Source organism: Sphingosinicella rhizophila, from assembly GCF_032378825.1.
Classification (GTDB): Bacteria; Pseudomonadota; Alphaproteobacteria; order Sphingomonadales; family Sphingomonadaceae; genus Allosphingosinicella; species Allosphingosinicella rhizophila.
The window spans coordinates 104,366-130,290 of record NZ_JAVUPU010000004.1 but is presented as its reverse complement, the minus strand read 5'-3'; the positions used below and the strand labels follow the sequence as shown (position 1 = coordinate 130,290).

The following is a 25,925-nucleotide window of genomic DNA, read 5'->3' as shown; positions in this document are numbered from 1 at the left end:
CTTCTTCACTTCCTTCTTGGGCTTGCGCGCTTCCTTGTTGCTCTTCTTCTGACCCTTGGCCATCTCGTCTCTCCTCTGACGCTTGTGACGTTCTAACGCTTCGCGGCGGCGATATAGGCTTCGACCCGTTCTTCCAGAATGTCGAGCGGAAGCGATCCGTTCTCCAGCACCGCGGCGTGGAAATCGCGAATGTCGAAGCGGGCGCCCAATTCCTTCCGCGCCTGCTCGCGCAGCTCCAATATCCTCAGCTGGCCGATCTTGTAGCTGGTCGCCTGTCCCGGAATGTTGATGTAGCGCTCCACCTCCTTGACGATGTCGCGCTCGGACAGGAGCGAATTGTCCTGGAAATATTTGATCGCCTGCTCGCGGCTCCAGCGCTTGGCGTGGAGGCCGGTGTCGGTGACCAGCCGGACGGCGCGCCACAGGTCGAGCGAAAGGTGCCCGAATTCGGAATAGGGATCCTGATAGAATCCCATCTCCTTGCCCAGTTTCTCGGCATAGAGGCCCCAGCCTTCGACATAGGCGCCGTGGCCGCCGAAGCGCCGGAACTTGGGCACGCCTTCCAGCTCCTGCTGCAGCGCGATCTGGAAATGGTGGCCGGGCGCGCCTTCATGATAGCTGATCCCCTCGATCTGGGGCTTCAGCACCTGGTTCATGTCGGCCAGGTTCACATAATATATGCCGGGCCGCGAACCGTCGGGCGAAGGCTGGTTGTAGAAGGCGACCGCCGCCGTGTCCTGGCGCCAGGTCTCGACCGCCTTCACCTCCAGCGGCGCCTTGGGCAGGCGGCTGAACCATTTGGGCGCTGCCGCCATCACCTGGGCGATGAAGGCATTGGCGTCCTTCAGATATTGGGCGCGGCCCGCATCGCTGTTCGGATATTTGAACTGCTGGCCGTTCTTGATGTGGGCGAAGAATTGCTGGAGCGTGCCGTCGAAGCCCACACGCTGCTTGATCTTCTCCATCTCGCCATGGATGCGCGCGACCTCGTCCAGGCCGATCTGGTGGATCCGGTCGGCGCTGAGGTCGGTGGTCGTCATCGCACGCAGCCGGGCCGCATAATAATCCGCCCCGCGCGGCAGGCTCCAGGCGCCGTCATTGCCCTTGGCCTTGGGCTCGATCGCATCGAGCGTCGCCAGCATCGTATCGAAGCCGCGCTTGAACGGGCCGGCCAGCGCCGCCTTCGCCTCCCCGATCAGCCGCGCCTTGACCTCGGCCGGCGCATCGAGGGCGGTCACCTTCTTGCGGAAATCGGCCAGCAATGTGCTGTCGGGGCCGGCGTCGAACGGCGCGCCGCTGATCACGCGCTTGGCGTCCGCCCGCACCGGCGCGAAGTTGAACTTGGGCGGCACGATCCCCTGGTCGGCCTGCGCGCGCGCCTGCGCCATGATCTCGCCCATCACCCGCTCCACCTCGCCCAGCCGCGCGATATAGGCTTCGGCGTCGGCGACATTGTCGATCCGGTGCTGGTTGATCAGGAAGACCGGGATCGCCCCGGCCGGGCTCCCCATGGTCGTCATCGGGAAGATGTGGTTGCGCCACTCGAACATGCGCCGCGCTTCCGCATTCTCCTGGTCGAAAAGGCGATAATTGAGCTGCCCGGCCGGGCTCAGTCTGTCGAAGTCGAACTGAGCCTTCATCCGCTGCACCTGGGCCTCGGAAAGCGCGAGCATCCGCTGCGCATAGGCGTCGGTATAATCGTCCAGCTTGCCGTAATCGCTCTTCAGGCCCAGGCTCGTCTGGGTCTGCGGGCTGGTGGCGACGGCCTCGTCGAACGCCTTGTCCAGGAAGGCGAGCAGGCGCGCATCTTCCGCATTCCGGCTCGTTTGCGCCGCGGCCGGCGGCGTGGTCGCGGGCGATGCCTGTTGCGCGGCGGCGCCGGTCGCGGTGGTCAGCAGCAAGGCGAGGAGCAGGGTGGATTTCAAGGCCGGGATCCTTTGTCGAAGCGGAGCTCGCCCGGAGTCTTAGTCGCTTCGCCCGTCTCGTCCAGCCCGATCCTGCCCGGCGACCCAGCAGGGGTCCCAGAAGGGCTCGGGGCCGAAGCGGCCGGCGAGGAAGTCGATCAGCGCCCGCACCCGCATCGTCGTCGCCCGGCCGGGGGGCATCACCGCATGCAGGCCGGCTTCCTCCAGCGGATAGTCGATCAGCAGGACCTCCAGCGTTCCCGCCTCGATCGCCGGCGCGGCGATGAAGCTGGGCAGGATGCAGATGCCCAGGCCCGCCTCGGCGGCCGCCCGCAGCATCTCGCCATTGTCGGCGCGGAGCCGCGGCTGCACGCGGACATGCTCCCACGCTTCGCCGATTCGGAATCGCCATTGTTCGTTGCCGTAGAGCAGGACGTCATGGCCGCCGAGGTCGCGCGGATGGGCCGGCCGGCCGCGCCGTTCAAGATAGCCGGGGCTGGCCAGAGCATGTTTGCGCACCGGCGCGATCCGGCGGGCGATCAGCGCGGAATCGGGCAGGGCGCCGATCCGGACGGCCAGGTCGAACCCGCCGGCGGCAAGATCGATGTGGCGGTCGTCGAACGAGATATCGAGCGCGACCTGCGGATGCTCGGCCGCGAATTCCGCCAGAGCCGGGGCGAGATAGGAGGTACCGAAGGAAAAGGGCGCGCTGAGCCGGATCGGCCCCGCAATCTGGGTCACCGATTCCGCGACAACCTCCTGGGCGGCCTCCAGTTCGGCCAGGATGTTGGCGGCGCGCTCGAAATAGGCCTGGCCGACATTGGTCGGCTGCGTCCCCGCTGCGCTGCGGGTCAGCAGGTGCGCGCCCAGTTGCTGCTCGAGTCGCTTCACCCGCCGGCTCAGGATCGATTTGGAAATGCCCATCCGTTCGGCGGCGCGGGAGAAGGCGCCCGTTTCCACCACCCGCACGAAGGCGAGCACGTCCAGCAGGTCCACGGATGATCGTTCCATAATCGGCAACACCAAGATGCGACATGTGTGTCTACTCGCAACACAGCTAGGACCTTAGATGGGCTTCGACAAGCCATTCGGAAGGACAATCATGACCAAGGCACTGATCATCGACAGCGCGGCGACGGGCGAGGCGTCGGTCTCCCGCAAATTGACGGGCGCCCTCGCGAACAGGCTGCGCGAGCTGGATCCGGAGCTGGAGCTGGTGGTCCGCGACATCGGTGCCGATCCGGTCCCGCATCTGAGCGCGCAATCGGTCCCGGCCATCCGCGCCGGCGTCGCCGAAACCGACGTTGCGCGCCGGACCCTCGCTCTGTCCGATGCGCTGATCGCCGAGCTCAATCAGGCCGACCTGATCGTGATCGGCGCGCCGATGTATAATTTCGGCATGGCCTCCACGCTCAAATCCTGGTTCGACCATGTCCTGCGCGCCGGCATCACCTTCCGCTATTCGGAAGCGGGTCCGGAAGGGCTGGTCAAGGGCAAGAAGGCGATCGTGGTCGAAACCCGCGCCGGCTTGTACAGCGAAGGCCCGGCCGCCTTCATGGACAGCCAGGAACCGCATCTGCGCACCTTGCTCGGCTTCATGGGGATCGACGACATCGTCTTCGTCCGCGCCGAAAAGCTCGCCTTCGGGCCGGAGGCGGCCGACGCGGCCATCGCCGACGCCCTGGCCGAGCTGCAGGGTCTTGCCGAACGGGAGCTGGCGCTCGCCGCTTGAGGCGCACGAACCCGATACCCATTTGATTCCAGTATAAGGAGGCCAAGATGATCGACGTCCGCCGCTTCGAAACCCTGGGCCATGCCGATCATGGCTGGCTCAACGCCCGCCACCATTTCTCGTTCGCCGACTATCACGATCCCGCCCGCATGGGCTGGGGCGCGATCCGGGTCTGGAACGATGACGAGATCGCCGCCCGATCGGGCTTCCCGCCGCATCCGCACCGGGACATGGAGATCATCACCTATGTCCGCACCGGCGCCATCACCCATCAGGATTCGATGGGCAATAAGGGCCGCACCGGCGCCGGCGACGTCCAGGTGATGAGCGCCGGCACCGGGGTCCAGCATGCGGAGTTCAACCTGGAGGACGAGGATACGACCTTGTTCCAGATCTGGGTGCTGACCGACAAGCCCGGCGCCGAGCCGAGCTGGGGCGCCATGCAATTCCCGAAGGCGCAGCGGGCGGGAAGCTTCGTCACGCTCGCCAGCGGCTTCGACGAGGATGGCGATACGCTCCGCATCAATGCCGCCGCGCGCGTGCTGGGCGCCACCCTCGCCGCCGGCGACACGGCCGAGCTCGCGGTCGATCCGTCGCGCCACCTCTATCTGGTGGCGGTGAACGGACCGATCGAGGTCAATGGCGTCCGCGCCGAGCCCCGCGACGGCGTGGCCGTCACCGGCGAGGAGAGGATCAGCATCAAGGCGATCGGCGACAGCGAGGTGGTGCTCGTCGACGCCCGCTAGCTGGCTAAAGGGGACAGGCTGCGCATCGAAAAGGGTGCGCAGCCCGTCTGCTAGGCTCGCCGGAAGATGTTCTTCGGAAGGCGCTTCGGCGGGGCGGAGAGGCTTGCGATCTCGGCCGGATGGAGCGGCGCTTCGAACTCGAAGCCGGCTTCGCCATTCTTGAACCACACGACCCGGCTGCGCTTGGCCTCGAAGCCGGGCAGTTTCAGCCAGACCTCCGTTTGCGGCTCCAGCGGGGCGGGAAGGGCGGCCTTAAAGCCTCCCGGCGAAAGGTCGATCACCTGCACCGTCGTGGTGACGGCGCCGGTCTCGCGCAGGGCCGCGGCGATGTTGACGATCCGCCGTTCCGCCTTGCGTCCGTCGACAACCGGCAACCGCGTAAGCTCTGCATTGATGAACAAGGTGCGTTCCTCGGACTGTGGACTATTTTCCGGCTAGCGGGTTTCGGCTAATATTCCGTTAGCGACGGCGTGCCGACGGGAAGTTCAGGGGGCGAAGGGACGACTCGCCGGGGGCTGTCATTGCGAGGGGGCACTGATCCATGTTTGGGTTGAGGCGCATTCATGCTATCGTGCCGCATCACCGGCTTCTTCGTGGCGCCGATGACTGAGAGACCGTTGTGCTCCCGTCGAACGAGGAGCGCATGATGTCTGCCGAGACCCTTGCCCCCATGGTCGCCAAGCTCGCGCGGCGAAGCTGTCTGGACGAAGAGGCGCGGGCGCATCTGCTCGCCCTCCCGCACAGCCTGCGGAAGATCGAGGCCCGCCAGCATATCGTCCGGCAGGGCGATCGCGCCCGCCACAGCGCCCTGCTGCTCGACGGCTTCGCCTACCGCCACAAGATTGTCGGCGACGGCGGCCGCCAGATCGTCTCGGTCCACATGAAGGGCGATCTCGTCGATCTCCAGAACAGTTTCCTCAATGCCGCCGATCATAATGTGCAGACGCTGACCGATGCCCTGGTGGCGTTCGTGCCGCGCGATGCGATCGCGGCGCTGGCGGCGCAGAACGCCCAGATCGGCATGGCCTTGTGGATCGATACGCTCGTCGACGGCTCCATCTTCCGCGAATGGATCGCCAATGTCGGCCGCCGCGACGCCAGGATGCGGACCGCCCACATCCTGTGCGAATTCGCCGTCCGACTGGAGGCGGCCGGGCTTTCCCAGGGTCCCAGCTACGGGCTGCCGATGACCCAGGAGCAGCTCGCGGACGTGCTCGGGCTGACCCCGATCCACGTCAACCGGACCTTGAAGGGCCTGGAACGGGACGGGCTTATCGCCCGCGACAAAAGGTCGCTCAGGATCACGAACCGGGCAAGGCTTGCCGCCGTCGGCGATTTCAGCGACCAATATCTTCATCTGGAAAAGCAAAGCGTGTCGCTGGTCGCCGCTGCACAATGACGGCCCTGCACGGCGCCGCTTCGTGCGCCGTGGCCGCTTTGCCCCAAATTTGCCTTTTTCCCTAAAAAGGCGCATGAGGATGAAGCTGATGTCGCATGCGACGGATTTCGGCGTCTCGAGGCCCCCATTTCCCGACACAAGCTTCCTACGCAACGGCAATGCGCGAACCGCGTCTTGCCGCATCTATGACTATGTTTAAGGAAATGACTATGCCGATTGGCACCGTGAAATTCTTCAATGCCGACAAGGGCTATGGTTTCATCCAACCCGAAGGCAGCGGCAATGACGCTTTCGTCCACATCTCTGCGGTCGAAAAGGCGGGCATGCGCACTTTGGAGCGCGACCAGCGCGTGAGCTACGAGCTCGAAACCGACAGCCGCGGCAAGACCAGCGCCTGCAATCTGCAGAACGCCTGAGGGGGGTGCGGCCGGCCCTGTGCCGGCCGGAAGGGGCGCGGGACTGTCGACGACATGTCCCGCGACCCTCCCGACGCTCTCTTCACACCTGTCACGGAGCAAATCGGCCGTTCGGGCCCTTTGCAACCTCCAGCAACCGAAAGGCGTCCATGTCCCAGCTTGAATTCTACCAGACCCGCGCCGCCGAAGCCCGGCGGGACGCCGACGCCGCCACGCTCGACAATGTCCGCGATCGCTGCCTGAGGGCCGAGGCCGCCTGGTCCGGCATGGCCGCCCGCGCCGAGCGGAGCGAGAAGATGCGCGCCCAGCTCGAAGAGCGGAAGCAGGCCGAACGCGCCGAGCTTATCTAGCTAGACGCCCTTGCTGACGCGGTCCCGCCCGGGACGGGACGGCGGCGAGGCCTTTTCGTTCAAGGCGAGAACATTGGGCGCCTTGCGATAATGCCAGGCGAACACCGCCAGCGCGCCGCGATGCGGACGCCATCGTTCGGCCAGTTCGCGCACCATCTTCTCGCTCGGCCTATCGGCAAGGCCGAGGATGCGGCCGATTTCGATCTGGACGGCGAGATCCCCGGCCGGCCAGATGTCGAGCCGACCTTCCGCGAACAGCAGATAGATTTCCGCCGACCAGCGGCCGATACCCTTGACGCGGACCAGTTCGGCGATGGCGGCTTCGTCGTCCGCCGGCAGGTTGGCGAGATCGAGGCGGCCGCTGATCACCTCTTCGGCCAGGCTCCGCGCATAAGCCGCCTTCTGGCGCGAAAGGCCTGCGCCGCGCAGAACCTCCTCGCCGGCCACGGCGATCCGGGCCGGATCGGCGGCGCCGCCCACGATCTGGTCCAGCTTCGCCCAGACGGCCGCCGCCGCCTTGATGCTGACCTGCTGCCCGACGATGGCGCGGAGCAGGGTGACATAGCCCCGTTCGCTGATCCTCGGTTCGGGATAACCGGCCAGCCGGATGGCGGCGGCGATCGCGGCATCGCGTTCGGCCAGCGCATCCAGCGCCTGCTTCAGTGCCTCTTGCCTTATCCCCATTGCACGCCCCGTCTTGCCTAATGCGACCCTGCCTAGCATAGCACCGGCCGCAGCCGCCTCCCGTTTCCGGACGGTAGGCCGACAGAATCATCGGGGAGATCAATGGCCAAGCTCATCATCGTCACGCGCGACGGAACCGAAAAGCAGGTCGAGGGACGCTCCGGCTGGAGCGTCATGGAGAATATCCGCGACAATGGCGTCGACGAACTGCTGGCCCTGTGCGGCGGCTGCTGCAGCTGCGCCACCTGTCATGTCCATGTCGACGAGGAATGGGTGGACGCCTTGCCGCCGGTCGGGCCGGATGAAGACGATTTGCTCGACAGCTCCGATCACCGCCAGTCCAACAGCCGGCTGTCCTGCCAGATTCAGTTCAGCGACGCGCTGGACGGACTGCGCGTCCGGATCGCTCCGGAGGATTGAAGCATCGTCCCGTCAGGCGAATTGCCTGGCGACTCGGAAGACAAGGCAAAACGCCTCCCCGGACGCGCTTCGATCGAACGATCAAGGGGGGCTCCGCTTGCTCAGTTCGCGAAGCGCACCACCGCTGTCGGCACGGTCTTGCTGGTCGGCGTCACGGTCCACACGATCTTCTTGCCGGGGCCCGGCGCGAGCCCCTCTTCATTATTGTGCATGACGAGCTCGGCGTCGGTGGTGAAGGTGAACGTGCCTTCGCGGCTCTCGGCGGCGTCGGCCGTCGGGCTGGCCTCGCTCATACCGCTCGAATCCTTTTCGCCGAACGCCATCGCCTTCACACGGGCAGTGCCGTCGCGCCGTATCTCCACGGCGATCCAGGGGATGATCGAATCGAGATCGGTATTGATCGGGTAGACGAAGCCGCGGTCGAGCTTGCCCGAAACGGCATAGTCGACCCGGAACTTGTTGTCGCCGAGATACTCGACGGAACGATAGCCGGCCTCCTTCGCGAGCGTCTCCGCCTGGCTTCGGCGCTCGGCGATCCGTTCGGCCGTCTCCGGCTCGGGTATTGGCTTGGCCCGCGCGGGCTTGGTCCCGTCGTCCTCGCCATCCTCGTTCGCGCCCGTCCCGCTGCTGCTGCTCATGGTCGCGGCGGGATCCAGGAGGACGACTTCGCCCGCATAAGTGAAGGTGAAGCTGCGATCGCTCTTGATGTCCAGCGTGGAGACGAACTTGCCCGGCGTCAGCAGGCAGGACATGAGCAATAATGGCGCCGCCAGAACCAGCGCCAGGCGCGAATAGCTCATCGATCGATCCCCCCTGCAACCGTGGCGGCATATAAAGCAATTGCGGCCGCGTTGGAAACGTTCAGGCTCTCCATCCGGTCGCTGATCGGCAGGCGCGCCAGCGCATCGCAATGCGCCTCCGTATTCTGACGCATGCCTTCGCCTTCGGCGCCGAGCACCAGGGCGATGCGGGGTGGGCCCAGCGCCTCCGCCAGGAGCATATCGGCCTCGCCGGTCAGGCCGACCCGCCAGAAGCCGGCTTCGGCGATCTCGTCCAGCGCACGGGCGAGGTTGACGACCCGGACCCACGGCACCGTCTCCAGCGCCCCGCTTGCGGATTTGGCGAGCGCGCCCGATTCCGGCGGCGCGTGCCGATCCTGGGTGACGATGCCGAGCGCGTCGAAGGCGGCAGCCGAGCGCAGGATGGCGCCGACATTGTGGGGATCGGTGACCTGGTCGAGCACCAGCAAGGGCCGCCCTTCCGGTGCGTCGTCGAGCAGGTCGCCGAGCCAGATGTCCGGCAGCCTGTCGACGTCGATGACGATTCCCTGGTGGGGCGCATCGCGCGGCACCAGCCGGCCCAGATCGGCCGCGTCGGCGAAGCTCAGCGGGATCTTGGGATCGAACTCGAATTCGGGCGCAGCCTCGCGCGTGACCCAGATCCGGGCGATCGCACGGTCCGGATTGGCAAGCGCGGCGGCCACCGCATGGCGGCCCCAGAAGCGGGGACGGTTTTCGGCCTTGGTGGCCTGACGGGCTTTGCGACGCATGGAGCGTGCATGGCGGGGGCCGGGGCGACTGGCAAGCCTCCCCGCCGCCGGCGCTTCCGTGCGAGGCCGGCGCATTGACAGCCGCCGGGCCTTTCGCCATTGAGCCGCCTCCCTATTCATGGGTGCTGCCGGCAGGCAGCCTTCGTGGGGACAGGTGGCCGAGTGGTTAAAGGCAGCAGACTGTAAATCTGCCCGCGTGAGCGTACGCTGGTTCGAATCCAGCCCTGTCCACCAGATATCCAGTCCAGTTTCAGCCGGCGCTTTTCCGTCTAAGTATATAGCTGCCGCGCATCAGTTCCCGCCAGGTGCCTCTGCTGCCGCCCAGGAAGCCTCATGTCGAAAGGCCAGGAGTGCGGCCTGAAGCGGATCAGAGGGAAGAGGGACAGCGGCGGATTCGTGGACGGATGCGATGTGGCCGGTGCCCGTCAGGGCATTTCCGGTCGCGGCGATGATCGACGCCGATTGAATTCCGTGCTCCAGCTGGATTAACAGCGGCTATGCGGCCTCTAGCGCAGGATCATCCGAACATGGCCGAAAACGCAGCAATTGTCGTCGCCGTCGGCTCGGATGCAGGCGCCGAAGAGCTGGTGACGGCGGGCCAGAGACTGGCCGATGCGCTGGGCAGGCGCTGGGAAGCGGTTCATGTCGAAACCCCCGCCGGTATCGATCAGACCGCGATGGCGGCCGAAGCGCTGGATCTTGCCGCTCGCCTGGGCGCGACGGTGGCGACGCTGCCGGCGGGAACGGTGGCGGACGGCCTGGCGCTTCATCTCGAGAGCACCGGCTCGGCCGATCTCGTCATGGGTAATGCCAGGCGGCGCAGGCGATTGTTCGGCCGTCAAAGCCTGGTCCGCGCCATCACGCGGCGCCGGCCGGACCTGACGGTCCATCTCGTCCCGGTCGATCCGAGACGGAAATCCGGCGAGCGGCGCACCCGCAAGGCCGTTCCTTTGGCCGCTTATGGTTATGCGGCCGGCGGCGTCGCCGCCACGATCATCATCGGATTGCTGCTGAACAAATTCGCGGGGCTTCGTTTCCTCAGCGTCCTGTTCCTCTTCCCTGTCATCGCGGCCGCGGCGCGAAGCGGCGTCAAGCCTGCGCTCGCGGCAGCCTTGCTGTCGGCGCTCGGCTTCAATTTCTTCTTTCTCGAACCGGTCTCTGTCCTCAAGCCGTCGCTCCAAAGCCTGGTGATGAGCATCGTGCTGGTTCTGGTGGGCCTCTATACGGGCGCGCTTACCGCCAGCCTGCGCGGCCGGAGCATCTTGAGCGAGCGCAGCGCCCACGAGAATGCCAGGATCGCCGCCTTCGCGATCGAATTGACCAAGGTGGCCGATTGGGCCGCGACCTCGCGCACCATTACCACCCAGGTGAGCGCGCTTCTCGACGTGCAATCGATCATCGTCCGCGAGATCGGCGGGAAACTGAGGATTGCCGCATCCTTTCCCCCCGGGATCGCGCTCGAGACGCTCGATCAGGCTGCGCTGGATCTGGCCTGGGAGCGGGGTGAGCCTACCGGCAATGGAACGAAGATGACGTCCGCGGCCAATTGGCAGTTCCAGCCGCTAAGGACTTCCCTCGGTACTTTGGCCATATTGGGCCTGGCGCGGGAAAATGAGGGCGAAGTCGTTCCGGCCCACCGCAAGGTCCTGCTTTCGACCCTGATGGCGCAAGCGGCGCTTTCGCTCGAACGCCTTCGCCTCGAGGAGATGCGGATCGACCGATCCCGGTCTTGAACGCTGCGGAAGGACTGGCCGAATTAGAGCGGAAACACGTAGACGATGGCGACCAGACCGACTGCCCAGGTGATGAGGTTCAGCGGCAAGCCGACGCGCACGAAGTCCATATAGCTATATTTACCGATCTGGTAGACGAGTACATTCGTCTGATAGCCGAAAGGCGTGGCGAAGGCTGCGCTGGCCGCCATCATGACGGCGACGAGAAAGGGACGGGGGCTGACACCGAGGCTTTCCGCCAGCGCGACCGCCACCGGCGCGAACAGGACCGCGACGGTGGCATTGGAAAGCACTTCGGTGAGAAACAAGGTGGCGCCGTAGAAGAGGGCAAGCGTCAGGACCGGCCCCAAGGGCTTCGAGACGCGGACGAGCGCATCGGAAGCATAGCCGGCCAGACCGCTTTCCTCCAGGGCAATGCCGAGCACCACCATGCCGGCAATGAGCAGGAGGATTTCCGGGCGAAGACCCTGATAGGCCTCGTCGGCGCTGATCACGCGCAACAGGATGAGCAGGACCGCACCCGCGAAAGCCGACGCGGCGATCGGCGCGATGCCGAGAGCGGCGACGGCGATGACCGACGCGAAGACGAACAAGGAAAGGGCGGCCCGCTTCGTGTCCAGGCGTTGATGCGGGGTGAAGACCTCGGGCGCACCGACTTGGGCTCCCGACATGTCCATCCTGCCGAGCGCGCCGGGGGCGGCGGCCTGGCTTTCGTCCGCTTCGATGAGCCTGCCACTGGCGAGCAACAGGTAGAGCGCACCGGCTGCCGCGATCGCCAGGCCGACAGGGGTGATTTCGAACAGCCCGAATACCGGCTGCCCCGAAACCCGCGCCATGTCGGACACCAGAAGGTTGGTCGAAGTCCCGATCAACGTGCAGCAGCCCCCGAGGATGCACATATAAGAGAGCGGCATCAGGAACCGCTTCGGATTCAGTCCCAGTTTCTCGGCGCTGTCCCGTATCACCGGCGCGGACAGGACGACGATCGGGGTGTTGTTGAGGAAGGCGGATGCCGCGCCGCAAAGCGCTATCGTGATCCACAGGCCAAGCGCGCCGAGCCTCTGGCCAAGACGGACCGCCAGTGCGATGAGCCGGTCGAGCAAGCCGGAAAGCTCGATCGCGTAGACAATGACGAAGAGCGATGCGAGCGCGATCAGGGCGGGGCTGGCAAAGGCGCTTTGGGCCTCGCTCGGGCGCACCACGCCGGATGCGAGCAGGACGGCGGCTCCGGCAAGCGCCGCCACGTCGGCGCGCACCTTGTCCCAGATCAGCGCCGCTACGACCGCAGCCAGGACGAGCAAGGTGACGAGTTGGTCCGGGGTCATCAGGCCACCTTTGCGATGCGCACGCCTGTTGTGGCAAGGACTATGGCACAGGCGCCGCTTTTCCCGCACAATGGCGGAATGGCGAGACAAGAGGAGAAACGACCGGGCATGGTCTCATGAACTGGCGAGCTATTCTGGCTGCTGCGATATTCGTGGCGCTTCTGATCGCGGCGATCTGGATCGTCGAGCGGGCGGAAACGCCCCGGGATGTGCCGGTCCGTCCGCAGTCTCCGGCGGAAAGACCGGTCGTCGCCGTACCGCCGCCGCCACTGAACCGGGCCGGCCTTATCGACGCGGCGGCCCGCGCCGCCGACGCCCATGCGCGAGGGGTCCCGTCCCCCCCGGACATTGGCGGGCTCGTCGGCCGCCGCTTCACCCTGAAACTCCCCTTTGGCTGCTCGGGCCCGGCGTCGGAGGATCAGGAAATGCCGTTCCGATGGCGTTACGATGTGGAGCAGGAGACTTTGCGTGCGAGCGTGACGCCCGAAGTCTGGACCAAGGCGACTTTCCTCAAATCCATCGTCGCGGCAAAGCCTTTCGAAGCGGCCGAGGGATTCTGGATTGCCCGGCCCTGGATACGGATCGGGGACTGTCCGGCCCAGCCGCAGGTTCCGCCGGAGCAGCCGCCCACCGAAGCACCGGAGACCGCCGCTCCGCCCCGGGAATCCGGGGGAGAGAGAGAAATGCCGGCGGAAACACTTGCTCCCGTCCGGCGCGAAACACTGGGGATCGTGGAACTGTTCGAGCCGGGATCGCGCCGCGCAGCGCGCCGCAACGGCAGTCCCTACGAGCTCGTCACAAAAATCGCCCCAAACCAGATCGACCTGAGCCGCGGCCTCCGATTGGTCATCGAAGGCCGTCTTGCTCCCCTGGCCGGCCCGCAGCCGATTGCCTGTCAGGCAAGGGAAGGGGAGGATCGGCCCCCTTTGTGTCTGATCGGCGTCAATGTGGACAGAGTGGCGATCACCGGAGCCTCGGGTCAGCGGGTTCTGGCCGAATGGGCCGATTAGGCCCCCGATCTATTCCGGATCATATTTCGAGGTGAAGGGCGCGCTGAGCATCAGGAGGAGGAGCACGCCGGCCGCGAGGATCGCCGCAAGCCATAGCAAGCCGATGCCCGACAGTATGCCGATCACGCCCGATGCCCAGATCGACGATGCCGATCCGGCGCCTTTGACATAATTGTCCTGCCGGAACATCGCGCCCGCGCCCAGGAATCCTATGCCGGTGATCACGCCGGCGAAGATGCGGCTGGGGCTCAGGTCAATTTGCGGATCAGTCGCCCGCGCTGCCAGCTCCAATGTGCCCAGAGACAATGCGCACGCGCTCAGCGACACGATGACGAACGGACGAAAGTCGATCGGCTTTCGCCGCAGAAACCGGTCGATGCCGATCATCAGCGGAAGCAGGATCGAGGCGGCGATACGCAGCAGGGTTTCTAGCCAGGAAATGTGGATGGGAGAAAATGTGCCTGCTTCCATCCACCATCAACGGCCGGTGGCCGGCTCAGTTGCCTGGTTCTTCCTTGTTTTCCGCTATCCCGGAGTCGTCAGACGATTCCATCTGCCTTGAAATAATTCTGGGCCATGAGGGCGGCGGAAGCCGCCCCCTGATGTTCAGATCCTGCCGTAGAAGCCGCCGATCCGCTCGGCGTAGACACGGTCATAAGCGGGCTCCTGACCCCGTTCGAACGAAGGTGCGCCTTCAAGCCGCTCCTTGTCCAGATCGACGGAATAGCCGCCCATGTCCGTATCGTAGGTGAGGACGTCCCATGGCAGCGGATGATAACGTTCGCCGATTCCAAGGATCCCGCCGAAATTCATGACCGCATAGCGAACGCGACCGTCGCGCTTACCGACCATGAGGTGGTGGATCGAGCCGAGCCGCTCGCCCTGGCGGTTATATACGGCCGTTCCGTCTACCTTTTCCGAAGAAATGAGACCGTCCGTCTCGTCGTGGTCGAGGCTTTCTCCGGGCCTGTCCAATATGTTGGTCTGATCGAATGCCATTGAATTCGTCTCCTTTGGGTTGTGTTGTGGGATATTTCGAAAGCGAGAGCCGAGGCCGGATATCCCGTGCCGTCCGTCCAGGAGCCTGCCGGTTCCGCGAGCAGCCCTCATCCAGTCAACGCCGCGGAGGCCAGTTGGTTCTGCAGCGGAGTAAAGATCGGCACTTTTTTGCCGCGATCGATTCAAGCTGCTGCGGTCTTCGTCCTTTTCAAACCGGCGACGCGGACGCTAGGGGAATCGAAGGAGATGAAAATGGACGCAAAGGCTCGCCGCAGCGGCACATCTGTAGTGCCGGAATTCCTGGAAAGCGAAGCCGCAGGCGGCCTGCTGCTGATGGCGGCGGCGGCGCTTGCCATGCTCGTCGCCAATTCTCCTCTGAGCCATTTCTATCACGACCTGCTCCATCACCCTTCGGGCCTGGTGCTGACCGACAAGATCGGGCCGATGACTCCGCATTTGTGGATCAATGACGGCCTGATGGCGATCTTCTTCCTGCTGGTCGGGCTCGAGATCAAGCGCGAATTCGTCGGCGGCCGGCTGGCTTCCTGGGATCAACGGCGCCTCCCCATCATCGCCGCGGCCGCCGGCATGGCCGTGCCCGCCTTTCTCTATCTGCTCGTGGCGGGCGGAGAGGCGGGCCTGGAAAATGGCTGGGCCATTCCGGCCGCTACGGACATCGCTTTCGCCATTGGCGTTCTGGCATTGCTCGGCAGCCGCGCGCCGACTTCCCTCAAGCTTTTCCTGACCACGGTCGCGATAGTCGACGATATGGGTGCGGTGGCGATCATCGCCCTCGCCTACACCGCCTCTATCGACACCCTTGCTTTGGGAATTGCCGCCGGAATCCTGCTTGTCATGTACGTCATGGGCAAGAGCGGCGTGAGTTCCTTATGGCTCTACATGCTCGGCTTTGCGTGCCTCTGGTATGCTGTGCTTCTCTCGGGCGTCCATGCGACGATAGCCGGCGTACTGGCGGCAATGACCGTGCCAGTCGTGCAGGCAGGCGGTTCCGGGGAACGCGCCAAGTCTCCGCTTCACCGCCTGGAACATGCCATCCACCCGGCAGTCGCCTTTTTGATCGTGCCCTTGTTCGGATTCGCCAATGCGGGGGTTTCGCTGGGCGGGATCGGCCTGGATCAGATTCTCGCGCCCCTTCCTCTCGGGATTGCCGCGGGCCTTTTCGTGGGCAAGCAAATCGGAATCTTCGGGGCGATCTGGCTCTCGGTGCGGTTCGGCCTCGCCAAAAAACTCGCCGGATCGACCTGGCTGCAAATCTATGGCGTCTGCATAATATGCGGCATCGGTTTCACCATGAGCCTGTTCATCGGAGCACTCGCCTTTCCAGGCGAGCCGCTGCTCATCGAGGAAGCAAAAATCGGCATACTCCTCGGATCCTGCCTGTCGGCTGTCGTCGGGTTCCTCGTCCTGCGCCTCGCGCCGAGGCTCCCGTCCGAGGCAAGTGCGTAGGCCATCGGACGGGGTTCTGATCGGCAAGTCCTGACATTTCCGGGCGCAGTCGCATGACCATGATCGGTCCAGATTGGGTCGATCCGAAGCGTGAATCAGCTTGCTAAGGAGCGCCGGAGACATCCTGAAGAGCAGTGAGGTCACCGTCGCCGGTCTTGCGGATGACACTGATGCTGCCGTCCGTCTCCAGCACCACCGCCGCCACATCCTCCAGTCGTCCGATGCCCTGTTTTCGGATCGCGGCCTGCACTTCGCCGTGCGTCACGCGTTCGCGCGCCATCGCCTTCTCCAGGTAGCGGCCATCCTCCAGCAAGAGCGCCGGTTGGGAACGAACCAGCTCCTTGAAGCTGGACGAAGCAATCGAAATCCGGGAAACGACATATTGGAGAATAGCCAGCATCGCGAAGGCGAGAATGCCTTCCGTTAGGGCAACGTCCTTGGACAACAGGATCGTGGCCAGGGTGGATCCCAACGCCACCGTCACCACCAGATCGAAGGCGTTGAGTTTCGCGAGAGACCGTTTTCCGGCCACGCGAAGAATCAGCACGAGCGCCGCGTAGGCGAGCACCGAAACCGAAGCGACACGGAGCAGGGCTTGCAGATTGTCGAAGATCACGAAAGGTCAAAGCTTGGAACGTGGAGCTTGGTTCCCATAAAGCCATCGGGCCCCGATTGACGTGCACCGCTCGGCTTTGTCTGCGGAGTGGCGATTGCCGCTCGTTCACCCGACGTTTCGATCGATCGCCCCTGTGTCGATCAGGGGAGCCGCATCGATTTCGGAGGCATCGAGCAATTGCCCGAGCCGCTCGAGCCCTGCCAGCATCATAGCCTGCTCCCAGGGCAGGAGCGCCGAAAACTCCTGGCGAAACCGCTCCTGAAGCGGGTCCGGAGCGGCGTCGAGGGTCCCTTTCCCCGACGGCGAGATCCGAAGGAGCATCTGTCTCCGGTCGCGCTCGCTGCGCTGGCGCAGCACCAGTCCCAATTCCTCCAGGCGGTCGAGAATGTTGGTTACGGTCGGCTGGCTGAATTGCAGCGCGGCGGCAATTGCGCCGGGCGTGGTTTCGCTGCGCTGATCGATTTCCTTCAGCACAAGCAATTGTGACGGCGTCAACCGGGTCGCCGCCGCCAACTTGCGGGTGTTTTGCTCCGACGCCCGCAGAATGCGTCGGATCGCCTTCAAAGCCGCGCTCGCAATCTCATCCTGCATGCTTGTGGACCTACAATTCCATCCGAAGAGTACCAAATCTTTTTATATTTCTGATATGGAAGGAAATATCGGGTCCCTAGGACGGAAACCAAGGGGCGACTCGCCCCGTTGGGGTTGATAAATCGCCATTTATCGCTATTATTAAGCCTTCGATACGCTGTCCCTTTTGCAAAGAGGTCTCATCAAAACCATTAAAGATGGAAATAAAAATTACCGAGGAACACCCGCGAGCCACTTCGGGGAAAGTGGATCCGCCCCTCGGCGGAAAACTTGCGTTCCGGGCGCCGGTCCCCGAAGACGGGCCCGCCGTCAGCCGGCTGATTGCCGACAGTCCGCCGCTGGATACCAACTCCGCCTACTGCAATCTTCTGCAATGCACGCATTTCCCCGAGACATGCGTCGTCGCGGAATGTGAGGGGCGCATCGTCGGCTGGATTTCCGGCTACCGGCCGCCGGCGATGCCGGATCAGATTTTCGTCTGGCAGGTGGCGGTCGATGCTTCGGCAAGGGGGCTCGGACTGGGCGGGCGCATGCTCGATATCCTGCTCGCTCGCCCCGCCACTTCCGGGGCGAAAGTCCTCACGACCACCATCACCGAAGATAATGACGCTTCCTGGTCTCTCTTCGCGGGACTGGCGCGCAGACTTGGCGCCACGCTGACGAAAGCCCCGCTGTTCGAGAGGCAGGCGCATTTCGCCGGAGCGCATGCGACCGAATGGCAGGCCATGATCGGCCCTCTTCCCACGATAGAATAGCAGCGAAAAAGGAATGAACGTGACTCTTGAACCCAGCCCCAGTCCTCTGTCCTGCGACATATCCCTGTACGATCGCACGGAATCCCGCGTCCGCACCTATTGCCGGACCATGCCTCGCCAGTTCGGCCGGGCCGAGGGGGTCTGGATGTATGATGACGAAGGCGGACGCTATCTCGATTTTCTGTCGGGCTGTTCCAGCCTCAATTATGGCCACAACCATCCGGTGCTGAAGCAGGCGCTTCTCGATTATATCGAAGCCGGAGGCATCACCCATAGCCTGGACCTCCACACCGAAGCGAAATCGGCGTTTCTGGAAGCTTTTACGGATATTATCCTCAAGCCGCGCAAGCTTGATTATCGCATCATGTTCACGGGTCCGACCGGGACGAATGCCGTCGAGGCGGCATTGAAACTCGCGCGCAAGATAACGGGCCGCCAGCATATCGTCGCTTTCACCAACGGCTTTCACGGCATGACCCTGGGGTCGCTCGCCTGCACCGGCAATGCCGGCAAGCGCGGGGGTGCGGGCGTTCCGCTCGGCCATGTCAGCCACGAGCCATTTGACGGCTATTGCGGTCCCGACGTCGATACCGCCGATCTGCTCGATCAGAGGTTGTCGGACCCGTCGAGCGGCCTGGACGAGCCGGCCGCTATCCTGGTCGAGACGGTGCAGGGCGAAGGCGGCCTCAACGCCGCGTCAGCGGAGTGGCTGCGCAAGATAGCGTCCATCGCCAAACGCCATGGCGCATTGCTCATCGTCGACGACATTCAGGCCGGATGCGGCCGCACCGGAGAATTTTTCAGTTTCGAGGATGCCGGCATCGTTCCGGACATCGTGACTCTCGCCAAGTCGCTTTCGGGCATGGGCTTGCCCTTCGCGATGACCTTGTTTCGTCCGGAGCTCGATCAATGGGCGCCGGGCGAACATAATGGCACTTTCCGAGGCAATAATCATGCCTTCGTGACGGCGACCGCGGCGCTCCGGCATTTCTGGAGCGACGGTATTTTCGCGGCGGATGTCGTTCGACGCGGCAGGCTGCTCGAACGGCGGCTCGAAGCGATGGCGCGGGAGCATGGCCTCTCGACGCGCGGACGCGGCATGATGCGCGGACTGGATGCCGGTTCCGGCGAGGCGGCCGCCGCGATCACCGCAGCGGCTTTCGATCGCGGAATCATCATCGAGACCAGCGGGTCACATGATGAGATCGTGAAGGTCCTGGCGCCACTGACAATCGAAGACGACGTGTTCGCGCACGGCCTCGACATGCTCGAGGAATGCGTCCGCACCACCATGACGCCGGCTTTCGGCGTCGCTGCCGAATAGGAGAATGAAGACAATGATTATCCGCAACCTGGCCGACGTGCGGGCATCGGATCGTAACATCAAGGGCAATGGCTGGGAAAGCGCGCGGCTTTTGCTCCAGGACGATGGGATGGGTTTTTCCTTCCACCTCACGACCCTCTACGCAGGGGAAGAGATCAAGATGCATTACAAGAACCACCTCGAATCCGTCTTCATCCTGAAAGGGGAAGGGACCATCGAGGATCTCGGTACCGGTCTCACGCACGAACTGCGTCCCGGCATCCTTTATGTTCTGAACGAGCATGACAGACATGTCGTCCGTCCCAAGACGAACATCCTGACGGCCTGTGTCTTCAATCCGCCCGTGACCGGCAAGGAGGTCCATGACGAGAGCGGATCCTATCCCGCCGAGATGGATGTTCCGCCCCCCATTCCCCTCGCCCATTGAGAAGAAAGGCCCATGACCGACCTCTATTCCTCGCGTTGCGAGGCCCAGCCGCATCTGCTGCCCCGCCACGATCCCGTGGTCTACGGCGAATGGACGCCGGACGCACCGTTGACGCGTGCCCAGATGGAGCAGTTCGACAGCCAGGGTTTCCTGATCCTGCCGGGCGTCTTCGACAAGGATGAAGTCGCTTCATTGCAGGCCGAGGTGGGCAATCTGCTCGCCGACCCCGCCGCTTTGGACGACCGCACGACAATCACGGAGCCCGGCAGCGATGAAATCCGATCGATCTTCGAAATCCATCGCCAGAACGATCTTATGGCCCGGCTTGCCGCGGACGAAAGGCTGGCAGGCGTTGCCCGCCTCCTGCTCGATGACGACGTCTACGTCCATCAGTCCCGCCTGAACTACAAGCCGGGCTATCAGGGCAAGGAGTTCTTCTGGCACTCCGATTTCGAGACGTGGCACGTGGAGGACGGGATGCCTCGCATGCGTGCTCTTTCGGCTTCCGTGCTGCTGGCCGCGAATACGGATCATAACGGCCCGCTCATGCTGATGCCCGGATCGCATCGCAACTTCCTGGCCTGCGTCGGGGAGACCCCGGACGACCATTATCTGGTTTCGCTGAAGAAGCAGGAATATGGCGTTCCCGATGAGACCAGCCTTGCCGAACTGGCGGAGGCCCATGGTATCGTCGCGGCGGTCGGCGAGCCCGGCACGGTCGTTCTCTTCGACTGCAACATGATGCATGGGTCGAACGGCAATATCACGCCCTATCCACGCGCCAATGCGTTCATCGTCTACAATGCCCTGTCGAACCGCCTGACCACGCCGTACGGGGCGAAGGCGCCGCGTCCTTCGTTCATTGCTGCACGGGACGCAGAACCCGTCCGGATCCGGAAGGGAAGGCTTGCATGACCGGCCTGCATAGCGTCGAGAAGATCGGCGGCACTTCGATGGCCGCGACCGACACGATCCTCGAAAACGTCCTGATTGCCGGGCGTCAGGGTGACGATCTCTACGGGCGCATTTTCGTGGTTTCCGCCTTTGCCGGCATCACCGATCTGCTGCTCGAGCACAAGAAAAGCGGAGAGCCGGGCGTCTTCGCCAGTTTCCTTGCCGACGATCCGGAAAAGCCATGGAAGGCCGCGCTCGAGCGGGTGGGCACGGAGATGCGGAACCGCAATGCGGCGATGTTCGCCGGCAGCGACCGCCGCGCGGAAGCCGACCGGTTCGTGGACGAGCGGCTTCATGCGATGAGCACCTGCCTGGAGGATCTGGACCGCTTGCGCGCCCATGGTCATTTCCGGCTTAGCGAACCGCTTGCAACGGTCCGGGAGATGCTGGCCGGGATAGGGGAAGCGCATAGCGCCCATACGACCGTCCTGCTGCTCCGCGATCGGGGGGTGAACGCCGTCCTGGTCGACCTCACGGGCTGGGCGCAGAGCGAGATGCCCACGCTCGACGAGCGTATCGCGACAGCGCTGGAACCGCTGGATCTTGCGACGCAGATGCCGATCGTCACCGGCTATGCCGGATGTGCGGGCGGCATGATAAGCCGGTACGATCGCGGCTATACGGAAATGACGTTCGCGCGGGTCGCCGCCCTGAGCAAGGCGAGCGAAGCGATCATTCACAAGGAATTCCATCTGTCGAGCGCAGACCCAAAGCTGGTCGGTCCCGAGCGCGCGCGCAAGATTGGCCGTACCAATTACGACGTCGCCGATCAGCTCGCCAACATGGGAATGGAGGCGATCCATCCGCGCGCCGGACGCGAGTTGCGTCAGGCCCAGATAGCCCTTCGCGTCCGCAACACGTTCGACCGGGAAGATGAAGGCACCTTGATCTGCGGCGACTATGTGTCGGATCGTCCGCGTGTCGAAATCGTCACCGGCCACCGGTCGCTGTTCGCGCTCCAATTCTTCGAACAGGATATGGTCGGCGAGAAGGGCTATGACGCCGCGATCCTCGAAGCGCTGACGCGCCACAAGGCCTGGATCGTCAGCAAGTCGTCCAATGCCAATACGATCACCCATTATCTCGCGGCCAATGCCTCGGTCGTGCGCCGGGTCATCGAGAATCTTGAAGGTCAATATCCGGGCGCCGCGATATCGGCGCGCTCGGTGGCGATGGTATCGGCCATCGGGAGCGACATCAGCGCGCCCGGGCTTGTGGCGAGGGCGATGACGGCCATTACGAATGCGGGCATTACCGTCATCGGACTGCAGCATCAGATCCGCAACGTCGACGTTCAGTTCCTCGTCGAAACGAGTGATTTCGAAGCCGCCGTCCGTGCGCTGCACGATGCCCTGATCGATACCGCGACGGACCGTCCGGTCGAACTACAGGCAGCTTGATCACGATCCTGAGCTTCGGCGGGTTGCTGATCCTCTATCTCGGGATCGGCTTTGCGGCATCCATGAAAGGGCGTGAGACCCCGGACGATTATCACCTCGCGAGTCGATCCGTTCCGCCATCCCTGGTCGGTCTTTCCGCCATCGCGACGAACAACAGTGCGTTCATGTTCATTGGCGTCATCGGCTACACCTATGTCGCCGGGCTCGCGGCGGCATGGCTCCTGTGCGGATGGATATTCGGCGACTTTCTCGGCTCGCTCCTGATCCACCAGAAGCTGCGCAAGGCGACGGAGCGTACCGGCGAACGTTCGTTCGGCGGCGTGATATCGCGCTGGAACGGAGCGGATATGCCGACCTGGCGGCGCCTGGCCGCCATCGTCACAATCGTATCTCTCGGGACCTACACGGCGGCGCAGATCGTTGCCAGCGGCAAGGCGTTCCAGGGCGCGCTCGGGTGGGAACGGTCGAGCGGGATCTGGATGCTGGCCCCGATCCTGCTCCTCTATGGCGCTTTCGGCGGAATTCGTGCGTCGATGTGGAGGGACGTGGCCCAGGCCGCCGTCATGCTGGCTTCGATCGGAATGATGTTCTTTGCCGGTCTCAGCGCGGCTGGCGGCATTTCCGAGACGATCGCGGCGTGGCGCGCCATTCCGGGCTTCCTGGACCTGACGCCACCGGCCTTGATCATATCCGGCGCCGGCGGGCTGATCCTGTTCGCCCTCGGTTGGATCCTGGCGGGACTCAGCGTTATCGGGCAGCCGCACGTGATGGTCCGGTTCATGGCCCTGGGGCGTCCGCAGCAGATGATGGCCGCCCGCATCTATTATTATTCCTACTTCATCATCTTCTATCTGCTGGCGACGGGCGTGGGAATGCTGGCGCGGCTTCATGCGCCGGGCCTGGCGGATGCCGAACTGGCGCTGCCCGTCATGGCCGCCAGTCTGCTGCCGCCGGCGCTATTGGGCATCGTGCTTTCGGGGATCTTCGCAGCGGCGATGTCGACCGCCGATTCGCTGGTGATGAACTGCTCGACGGCTTTGGCTTATGACGTGCCACCCGATCGGCTTCAGCATCCGCTGGCCTTGAAGGCGGGGACGATGATCATCGTCGCCGCGGCGCTTGTGCTTGCCCTCCAGACGGATGCCGCGATTTTCGATCTCGTCATCTTCTCCTGGTCGGCTTTGGGCGCCGCATTCGGCCCCCTCCTGATCCTTCTCGCGGGCGGCCGGAGCGTCAGTCAGACGAGTGCGATCTTGATCACCGCGACGGGGGTCGCCGTGGCGCTGGCGTGGCGAGGCGCCGGATTTCATGATATGGTCTATGAAGGCTTGCCCGCGATCGCGGCCGGCCTCGCCCTCGGACTGGCGCTGTCTTCGGGCAAACAGCGGAGATTCGTTTCGGGATGATGCTCGCGGCCATCCTGTCCGTACGCAGCCTGTTGCTTGCCATCTTCATGCTGATGGCCGGAAGCGGCTTCCTGGCGACGTTGCTCGGCCTTCGCCTGGAAGCGTCCGGCACCAGCGCCATGCTGATCGGCCTTGTCGCCGCTTCCTATTTCGTGGGGCTGACGGTGGGCTCGCTGCAGGTTTCCAAAATCATCCGCAGCGTCGGCCATATTCGCGCCTTCGCCGCCTTCGTGTCGCTCTTTTCGGCGAGCACGCTCACCTATGCGGTCCATCAGGACGTGCTTCTCTGGGCGGGCCTCCGCTTCGTCGACGGCCTCTGCATGGCAGGGGTCTTCATATGCCTCGAAAGCTGGCTCAACGAGCGCGCCGAACCGGAAGCGCGCGGCGTCGTCCTGGCAGCCTATATGATCTTCCTTTATGCCGGCCAGGCGCTGGGCCAGTTCCTGCTGAATCTGAGCGACACGAAGCCCTCGATGCCTTTCATGGCGGCTGCGATCCTGCTCTCGCTCGCGGTCATTCCGGTGGTGCTCACCAGGATTGCGAGCCCCTCGGTCGAGGACCAGGCGCCGCTCTCGGTCGGCAGTCTCTACAGGGTCTCGCCGCTGGGAATGGTCGGCGCCAACGTGACGGGGCTGATGCTCGGGGCATTTTACGGGCTGGGCGCGGTCTATGCGCGGCGGCTTGGCATGGATCTGGCGACGACCGCCTTGTTCATGAGCAGCGTTATTCTCGGCGGTGTTGCCCTTCAATGGCCACTGGGGCGGCTTTCGGACCGCTTCGACCGGCGCAAGATCATCGTCCTTGCTTTCGTCGGCGCCGCCTCGGCCAGTCTCCTGATCGCCCTCGTCGGCACGCCTGGCCCGGGGCTGATGTTGATTGCATCGCTTTTCGGGGGAATGACCTTTGCCCTCTACCCCCTCTGCGTCGCGCATACCAACGACCATCTGACGAGAGCGCAACGCGTCGGCGCCAGTGGCGGACTCGTACTCGTCTATTCTATCGGAGCGGCCGCGGGGCCATTGGCGGGCGCCGCCGCTATGAGCGCATTCGGACCAAAGGGCCTTTTCCTGCTGACGGCATCGTGCGCCGCGATCGCCCTCGCATTCGCTTTCTATCGGCAATGGTCGGCTTTGCCCGTGCCGGACGCGCAGCAGCAGCCTTATCAGATCCTGCCCCGCACGACGCCCATGTCCGCGGTGCTCGATCCGCTTGCCCCAACCCAAGCAGCAAAGGATTGATCATGGCTTCCGAGAAAGACGATGAAAAGCTTGTCGGTGCCGAGGTCCCCGCCGGTTCCGCCGATGCGGTTCCTCCCGGCGTTCTCAAACGCGCCATCGCGGCTTCGGCGATCGGCAACGCGACAGAATGGTTCGATTATGGCATTTATGCCTACGGCATAGCCTATATCTCATCGGCCCTGTTTCCCGGCGAGGCGCAGGAGGCCACCCTCTTCGCCTTGGCGACATTCGCCATTTCCTTCCTGGTGCGCCCGCTCGGCGGGCTGTTCTGGGGCCCGCTGGGCGATCGGCTGGGCCGCAAGACCATCCTGGCGATCACCATCCTGATCATGTCCGGAGCGACGGCGCTGGTCGGCCTGATCCCCAGCTATGAAACGATCGGCTTCTGGTCCCCGCTGTTGCTCATCGTCCTGCGCATGATCCAGGGCTTCTCGACCGGCGGGGAATATGGCGGCGCGGCCACATTCATGGCGGAATATGCGCCTGACGACAAACGGGGCTTTTGCGGCAGTTTCCTGGAATTCGGGACGCTCGCCGGCTTTTCGCTCGGGGCCTTGCTGATGCTCGGCTTTTCGTTGCTGCTCGGAGATTCGGCGATGCACGATTGGGGCTGGAGGCTGCCGTTCCTGGTGGCCGCGCCGATGGGACTGATCGGCCTGTATCTGCGGTCGAAGATGGAGGACACGCCGGTTTTTCGGGAAATCCAGGAGGCAGGCGAGGAAGAGCCGGGCGCGACGGTCGAACTCAAGGAGCTTTTCAGCGGCTATTGGAAACAGCTGATCGTCCTGGCTGCCCTGGTCGTGGCCCTGAACGTCGTCAATTATACATTGCTCAGCTACATGCCGACCTATCTCGAGCGCCGTCTCGGCCTTTCGACCGGAGAGGCGCTCGTGGTGCCGATCATCGGCATGCTCTTCATGATGATCTTCGTGCCGTTCGCCGGGGCGCTTTCCGACCGGATCGGACGCAAGCCTTTATGGTGGTTCTCCCTTCTCGGCCTCATCATCCTCGTCCTGCCGCTCTACAAATTGATGGCCACCGGTCTGCCAGGCGCGATCTTCGGTTTCGCGATCCTCGGTCTTCTCTATGTGCCCCAGCTTGCGACGATTTCGGCGACCTTTCCTGCCATGTTCCCGACGCCATTGCGCTTTGCCGGCTTCGCGATCGCCTATAATGTATCGACCTCCCTGTTTGGAGGCACCGCGCCGGCATTGAATTCATGGATGATCGATCAGACCGGCAGCGAACTGGTCCCAGCCTATTTCATGATGGGCGCCTGTGCCATCGGATGCGTGGCCTTGCTGTTCCTCATCGAAACAGCGGGTGTCTCCATCCGTGGCACCCACATACCGGGCACGAAGGAGTCACGTCGGCAACTGGCGCCGGTGCGCGGGGACCGAAAGGAGGCGTTGACGAACTTGGCTTCACATTGAGACACTCAAGGTTCAGGACCTGGGTGATATACTTATCCCATTCAAAG

Annotated in this window: 28 protein-coding genes and 1 tRNA gene; 18 read left to right on the top strand and 11 right to left on the bottom strand. The window is 64.0% G+C overall.

The features are described 5' to 3' along the window. Positions 1-92: 92 nt before the first annotated feature. Both RQX22_RS09170 and RQX22_RS09165 read right to left on the bottom strand, forming a co-directional pair. Positions 93-1,925: a DUF885 domain-containing protein gene (locus tag RQX22_RS09170; protein ID WP_315725765.1), complete on the bottom strand. Its 1,833-nt coding sequence runs from the start codon at positions 1,923-1,925 to the stop codon at positions 93-95. A gap of 39 nt (positions 1,926-1,964) precedes the next feature. Next, complete coding sequence (locus RQX22_RS09165; RefSeq protein WP_315725763.1) at positions 1,965-2,915, bottom strand: LysR family transcriptional regulator; 951 nt, start codon at positions 2,913-2,915, stop codon at positions 1,965-1,967. Positions 2,916-3,006: 91 nt separating this feature from the next. Here RQX22_RS09165 and RQX22_RS09160 point away from each other — a divergent pair, with 91 nt between their 5' ends. Together RQX22_RS09160 and RQX22_RS09155 are read left to right on the top strand one after the other, a co-directional pair. Beyond that, on the top strand, positions 3,007-3,636 hold the full coding sequence (locus RQX22_RS09160; RefSeq protein ID WP_315725762.1) for an FMN-dependent NADH-azoreductase: 630 nt from the start codon (positions 3,007-3,009) through the stop codon (positions 3,634-3,636). A gap of 47 nt (positions 3,637-3,683) precedes the next feature. Continuing rightward, complete coding sequence (locus tag RQX22_RS09155) at positions 3,684-4,382, top strand: pirin family protein (RefSeq protein ID WP_315725760.1); 699 nt, start codon at positions 3,684-3,686, stop codon at positions 4,380-4,382. A 50-nt stretch (positions 4,383-4,432) separates the two neighbouring features. Here RQX22_RS09155 and RQX22_RS09150 read toward each other — a convergent pair whose 3' ends face one another. Then, positions 4,433-4,783, bottom strand: coding sequence for a PilZ domain-containing protein (locus tag RQX22_RS09150; protein ID WP_315725758.1), 351 nt, complete (start codon positions 4,781-4,783; stop codon positions 4,433-4,435). Positions 4,784-5,025: 242 nt separating this feature from the next. Here RQX22_RS09150 and RQX22_RS09145 point away from each other — a divergent pair, with 242 nt between their 5' ends. The 3 genes from RQX22_RS09145 (at position 5,026) to RQX22_RS09135 (ending at position 6,547) form a co-directional block, all read left to right on the top strand. Further along, positions 5,026-5,781, top strand: a complete 756-nt coding sequence (locus tag RQX22_RS09145) for a Crp/Fnr family transcriptional regulator (RefSeq protein WP_315725756.1) — start codon at positions 5,026-5,028, stop codon at positions 5,779-5,781. Between the two features lie 209 nt (positions 5,782-5,990). Continuing rightward, the gene (locus tag RQX22_RS09140) at positions 5,991-6,197 is read left to right on the top strand and encodes a cold-shock protein (RefSeq protein ID WP_315725754.1); all 207 of its coding nucleotides are present in this window, start codon (positions 5,991-5,993) and stop codon (positions 6,195-6,197) included. Positions 6,198-6,346: 149 nt separating this feature from the next. Further along, on the top strand, positions 6,347-6,547 hold the full coding sequence (locus RQX22_RS09135) for a hypothetical protein (protein WP_315725752.1): 201 nt from the start codon (positions 6,347-6,349) through the stop codon (positions 6,545-6,547). On the opposite strand, the gene RQX22_RS09130 is transcribed toward RQX22_RS09135, so the two are convergent. Beyond that, positions 6,548-7,231 (bottom strand): DNA-3-methyladenine glycosylase family protein, encoded by a 684-nt coding sequence (locus tag RQX22_RS09130; RefSeq protein WP_315725750.1) that lies wholly within the window; start codon positions 7,229-7,231, stop codon positions 6,548-6,550. 102 nt (positions 7,232-7,333) lie between these two features. Between RQX22_RS09130 and RQX22_RS09125 the strand changes: the two genes are divergently transcribed. Then, positions 7,334-7,651 carry a 2Fe-2S iron-sulfur cluster-binding protein gene (locus tag RQX22_RS09125; protein ID WP_315725749.1) on the top strand — a complete coding sequence of 106 codons (318 nt, stop codon included), beginning with the start codon at positions 7,334-7,336 and terminating at the stop codon, positions 7,649-7,651. A gap of 101 nt (positions 7,652-7,752) precedes the next feature. Here the strand turns inward: RQX22_RS09125 and RQX22_RS09120 are convergent, their stop codons facing one another. Together RQX22_RS09120 and RQX22_RS09115 are read right to left on the bottom strand one after the other, a co-directional pair. Next, positions 7,753-8,451, bottom strand: a complete 699-nt coding sequence (locus tag RQX22_RS09120) for a hypothetical protein (protein ID WP_315725747.1) — start codon at positions 8,449-8,451, stop codon at positions 7,753-7,755. Further along, positions 8,448-9,200 (bottom strand): TrmH family RNA methyltransferase, encoded by a 753-nt coding sequence (locus tag RQX22_RS09115; protein WP_315725745.1) that lies wholly within the window; start codon positions 9,198-9,200, stop codon positions 8,448-8,450. The genes RQX22_RS09120 and RQX22_RS09115 overlap by 4 nt, the downstream gene beginning before the upstream one ends. Positions 9,201-9,348: 148 nt before the next feature. On the opposite strand from RQX22_RS09115, the gene RQX22_RS09110 reads away from it, so the two are divergent. Together RQX22_RS09110 and RQX22_RS09105 are read left to right on the top strand one after the other, a co-directional pair. Continuing rightward, a tRNA-Tyr gene (locus tag RQX22_RS09110) sits at positions 9,349-9,434 on the top strand. Positions 9,435-9,727: 293 nt separating this feature from the next. After that, the gene (locus RQX22_RS09105) at positions 9,728-10,933 is read left to right on the top strand and encodes a DUF4118 domain-containing protein (RefSeq protein WP_315725743.1); all 1,206 of its coding nucleotides are present in this window, start codon (positions 9,728-9,730) and stop codon (positions 10,931-10,933) included. 23 nt (positions 10,934-10,956) lie between these two features. On the opposite strand, the gene RQX22_RS09100 is transcribed toward RQX22_RS09105, so the two are convergent. Next, entirely contained in the window at positions 10,957-12,258 is a 1,302-nt protein-coding gene (locus RQX22_RS09100; protein WP_315725741.1) for an SLC13 family permease, read from the bottom strand. A gap of 152 nt (positions 12,259-12,410) precedes the next feature. Here RQX22_RS09100 and RQX22_RS09095 point away from each other — a divergent pair, with 152 nt between their 5' ends. Continuing rightward, positions 12,411-13,268, top strand: a complete 858-nt coding sequence (locus tag RQX22_RS09095; protein ID WP_315725739.1) for a hypothetical protein — start codon at positions 12,411-12,413, stop codon at positions 13,266-13,268. Positions 13,269-13,277: 9 nt separating this feature from the next. Here the strand turns inward: RQX22_RS09095 and RQX22_RS09090 are convergent, their stop codons facing one another. Both RQX22_RS09090 and RQX22_RS09085 read right to left on the bottom strand, forming a co-directional pair. Further along, positions 13,278-13,739, bottom strand: coding sequence for an MgtC/SapB family protein (locus RQX22_RS09090; protein WP_315725737.1), 462 nt, complete (start codon positions 13,737-13,739; stop codon positions 13,278-13,280). 135 nt (positions 13,740-13,874) lie between these two features. Continuing rightward, positions 13,875-14,267 carry a PRC-barrel domain-containing protein gene (locus RQX22_RS09085; protein ID WP_315725735.1) on the bottom strand — a complete coding sequence of 131 codons (393 nt, stop codon included), beginning with the start codon at positions 14,265-14,267 and terminating at the stop codon, positions 13,875-13,877. A gap of 252 nt (positions 14,268-14,519) precedes the next feature. Between RQX22_RS09085 and nhaA the strand changes: the two genes are divergently transcribed. Beyond that, entirely contained in the window at positions 14,520-15,734 is a 1,215-nt protein-coding gene (gene nhaA, locus RQX22_RS09080; protein ID WP_410001624.1) for a Na+/H+ antiporter NhaA, read from the top strand. 103 nt (positions 15,735-15,837) lie between these two features. Here the strand turns inward: nhaA and RQX22_RS09075 are convergent, their stop codons facing one another. Together RQX22_RS09075 and RQX22_RS09070 are read right to left on the bottom strand one after the other, a co-directional pair. Next, complete coding sequence (locus RQX22_RS09075; RefSeq protein ID WP_315725731.1) at positions 15,838-16,350, bottom strand: DUF421 domain-containing protein; 513 nt, start codon at positions 16,348-16,350, stop codon at positions 15,838-15,840. A 105-nt stretch (positions 16,351-16,455) separates the two neighbouring features. After that, a complete protein-coding gene (locus tag RQX22_RS09070; protein ID WP_315725730.1) occupies positions 16,456-16,941 on the bottom strand; it encodes a MarR family winged helix-turn-helix transcriptional regulator in 486 nt (161 codons plus the stop codon). Positions 16,942-17,186: 245 nt separating this feature from the next. On the opposite strand from RQX22_RS09070, the gene ectA reads away from it, so the two are divergent. The 8 genes from ectA to RQX22_RS09030 are packed head-to-tail and all read left to right on the top strand — an operon-like array spanning position 17,187 to position 25,878. After that, the gene (gene ectA / locus RQX22_RS09065) at positions 17,187-17,696 is read left to right on the top strand and encodes a diaminobutyrate acetyltransferase (protein ID WP_315725728.1); all 510 of its coding nucleotides are present in this window, start codon (positions 17,187-17,189) and stop codon (positions 17,694-17,696) included. Between the two features lie 13 nt (positions 17,697-17,709). After that, complete coding sequence (gene ectB, locus RQX22_RS09060) at positions 17,710-19,020, top strand: diaminobutyrate--2-oxoglutarate transaminase (RefSeq protein ID WP_410001623.1); 1,311 nt, start codon at positions 17,710-17,712, stop codon at positions 19,018-19,020. 13 nt (positions 19,021-19,033) lie between these two features. Then, positions 19,034-19,447 (top strand): ectoine synthase, encoded by a 414-nt coding sequence (locus RQX22_RS09055; protein ID WP_315726277.1) that lies wholly within the window; start codon positions 19,034-19,036, stop codon positions 19,445-19,447. 12 nt (positions 19,448-19,459) lie between these two features. Next, positions 19,460-20,362, top strand: a complete 903-nt coding sequence (thpD, locus tag RQX22_RS09050) for an ectoine hydroxylase (RefSeq protein WP_315725724.1) — start codon at positions 19,460-19,462, stop codon at positions 20,360-20,362. After that, positions 20,359-21,801 carry an aspartate kinase gene (locus RQX22_RS09045; RefSeq protein ID WP_315725722.1) on the top strand — a complete coding sequence of 481 codons (1,443 nt, stop codon included), beginning with the start codon at positions 20,359-20,361 and terminating at the stop codon, positions 21,799-21,801. Before thpD ends, RQX22_RS09045 begins: the two co-directional genes overlap by 4 nt. Then, entirely contained in the window at positions 21,798-23,207 is a 1,410-nt protein-coding gene (locus RQX22_RS09040; RefSeq protein ID WP_315725720.1) for a sodium/proline symporter, read from the top strand. The genes RQX22_RS09045 and RQX22_RS09040 overlap by 4 nt, the downstream gene beginning before the upstream one ends. Next, positions 23,207-24,445 carry an MFS transporter gene (locus RQX22_RS09035; RefSeq protein ID WP_315726275.1) on the top strand — a complete coding sequence of 413 codons (1,239 nt, stop codon included), beginning with the start codon at positions 23,207-23,209 and terminating at the stop codon, positions 24,443-24,445. The genes RQX22_RS09040 and RQX22_RS09035 overlap by 1 nt, the downstream gene beginning before the upstream one ends. Positions 24,446-24,447: 2 nt before the next feature. Next, positions 24,448-25,878: an MFS transporter gene (locus tag RQX22_RS09030; protein WP_315725718.1), complete on the top strand. Its 1,431-nt coding sequence runs from the start codon at positions 24,448-24,450 to the stop codon at positions 25,876-25,878. The last annotated feature ends 47 nt before the right edge of the window (positions 25,879-25,925 follow it).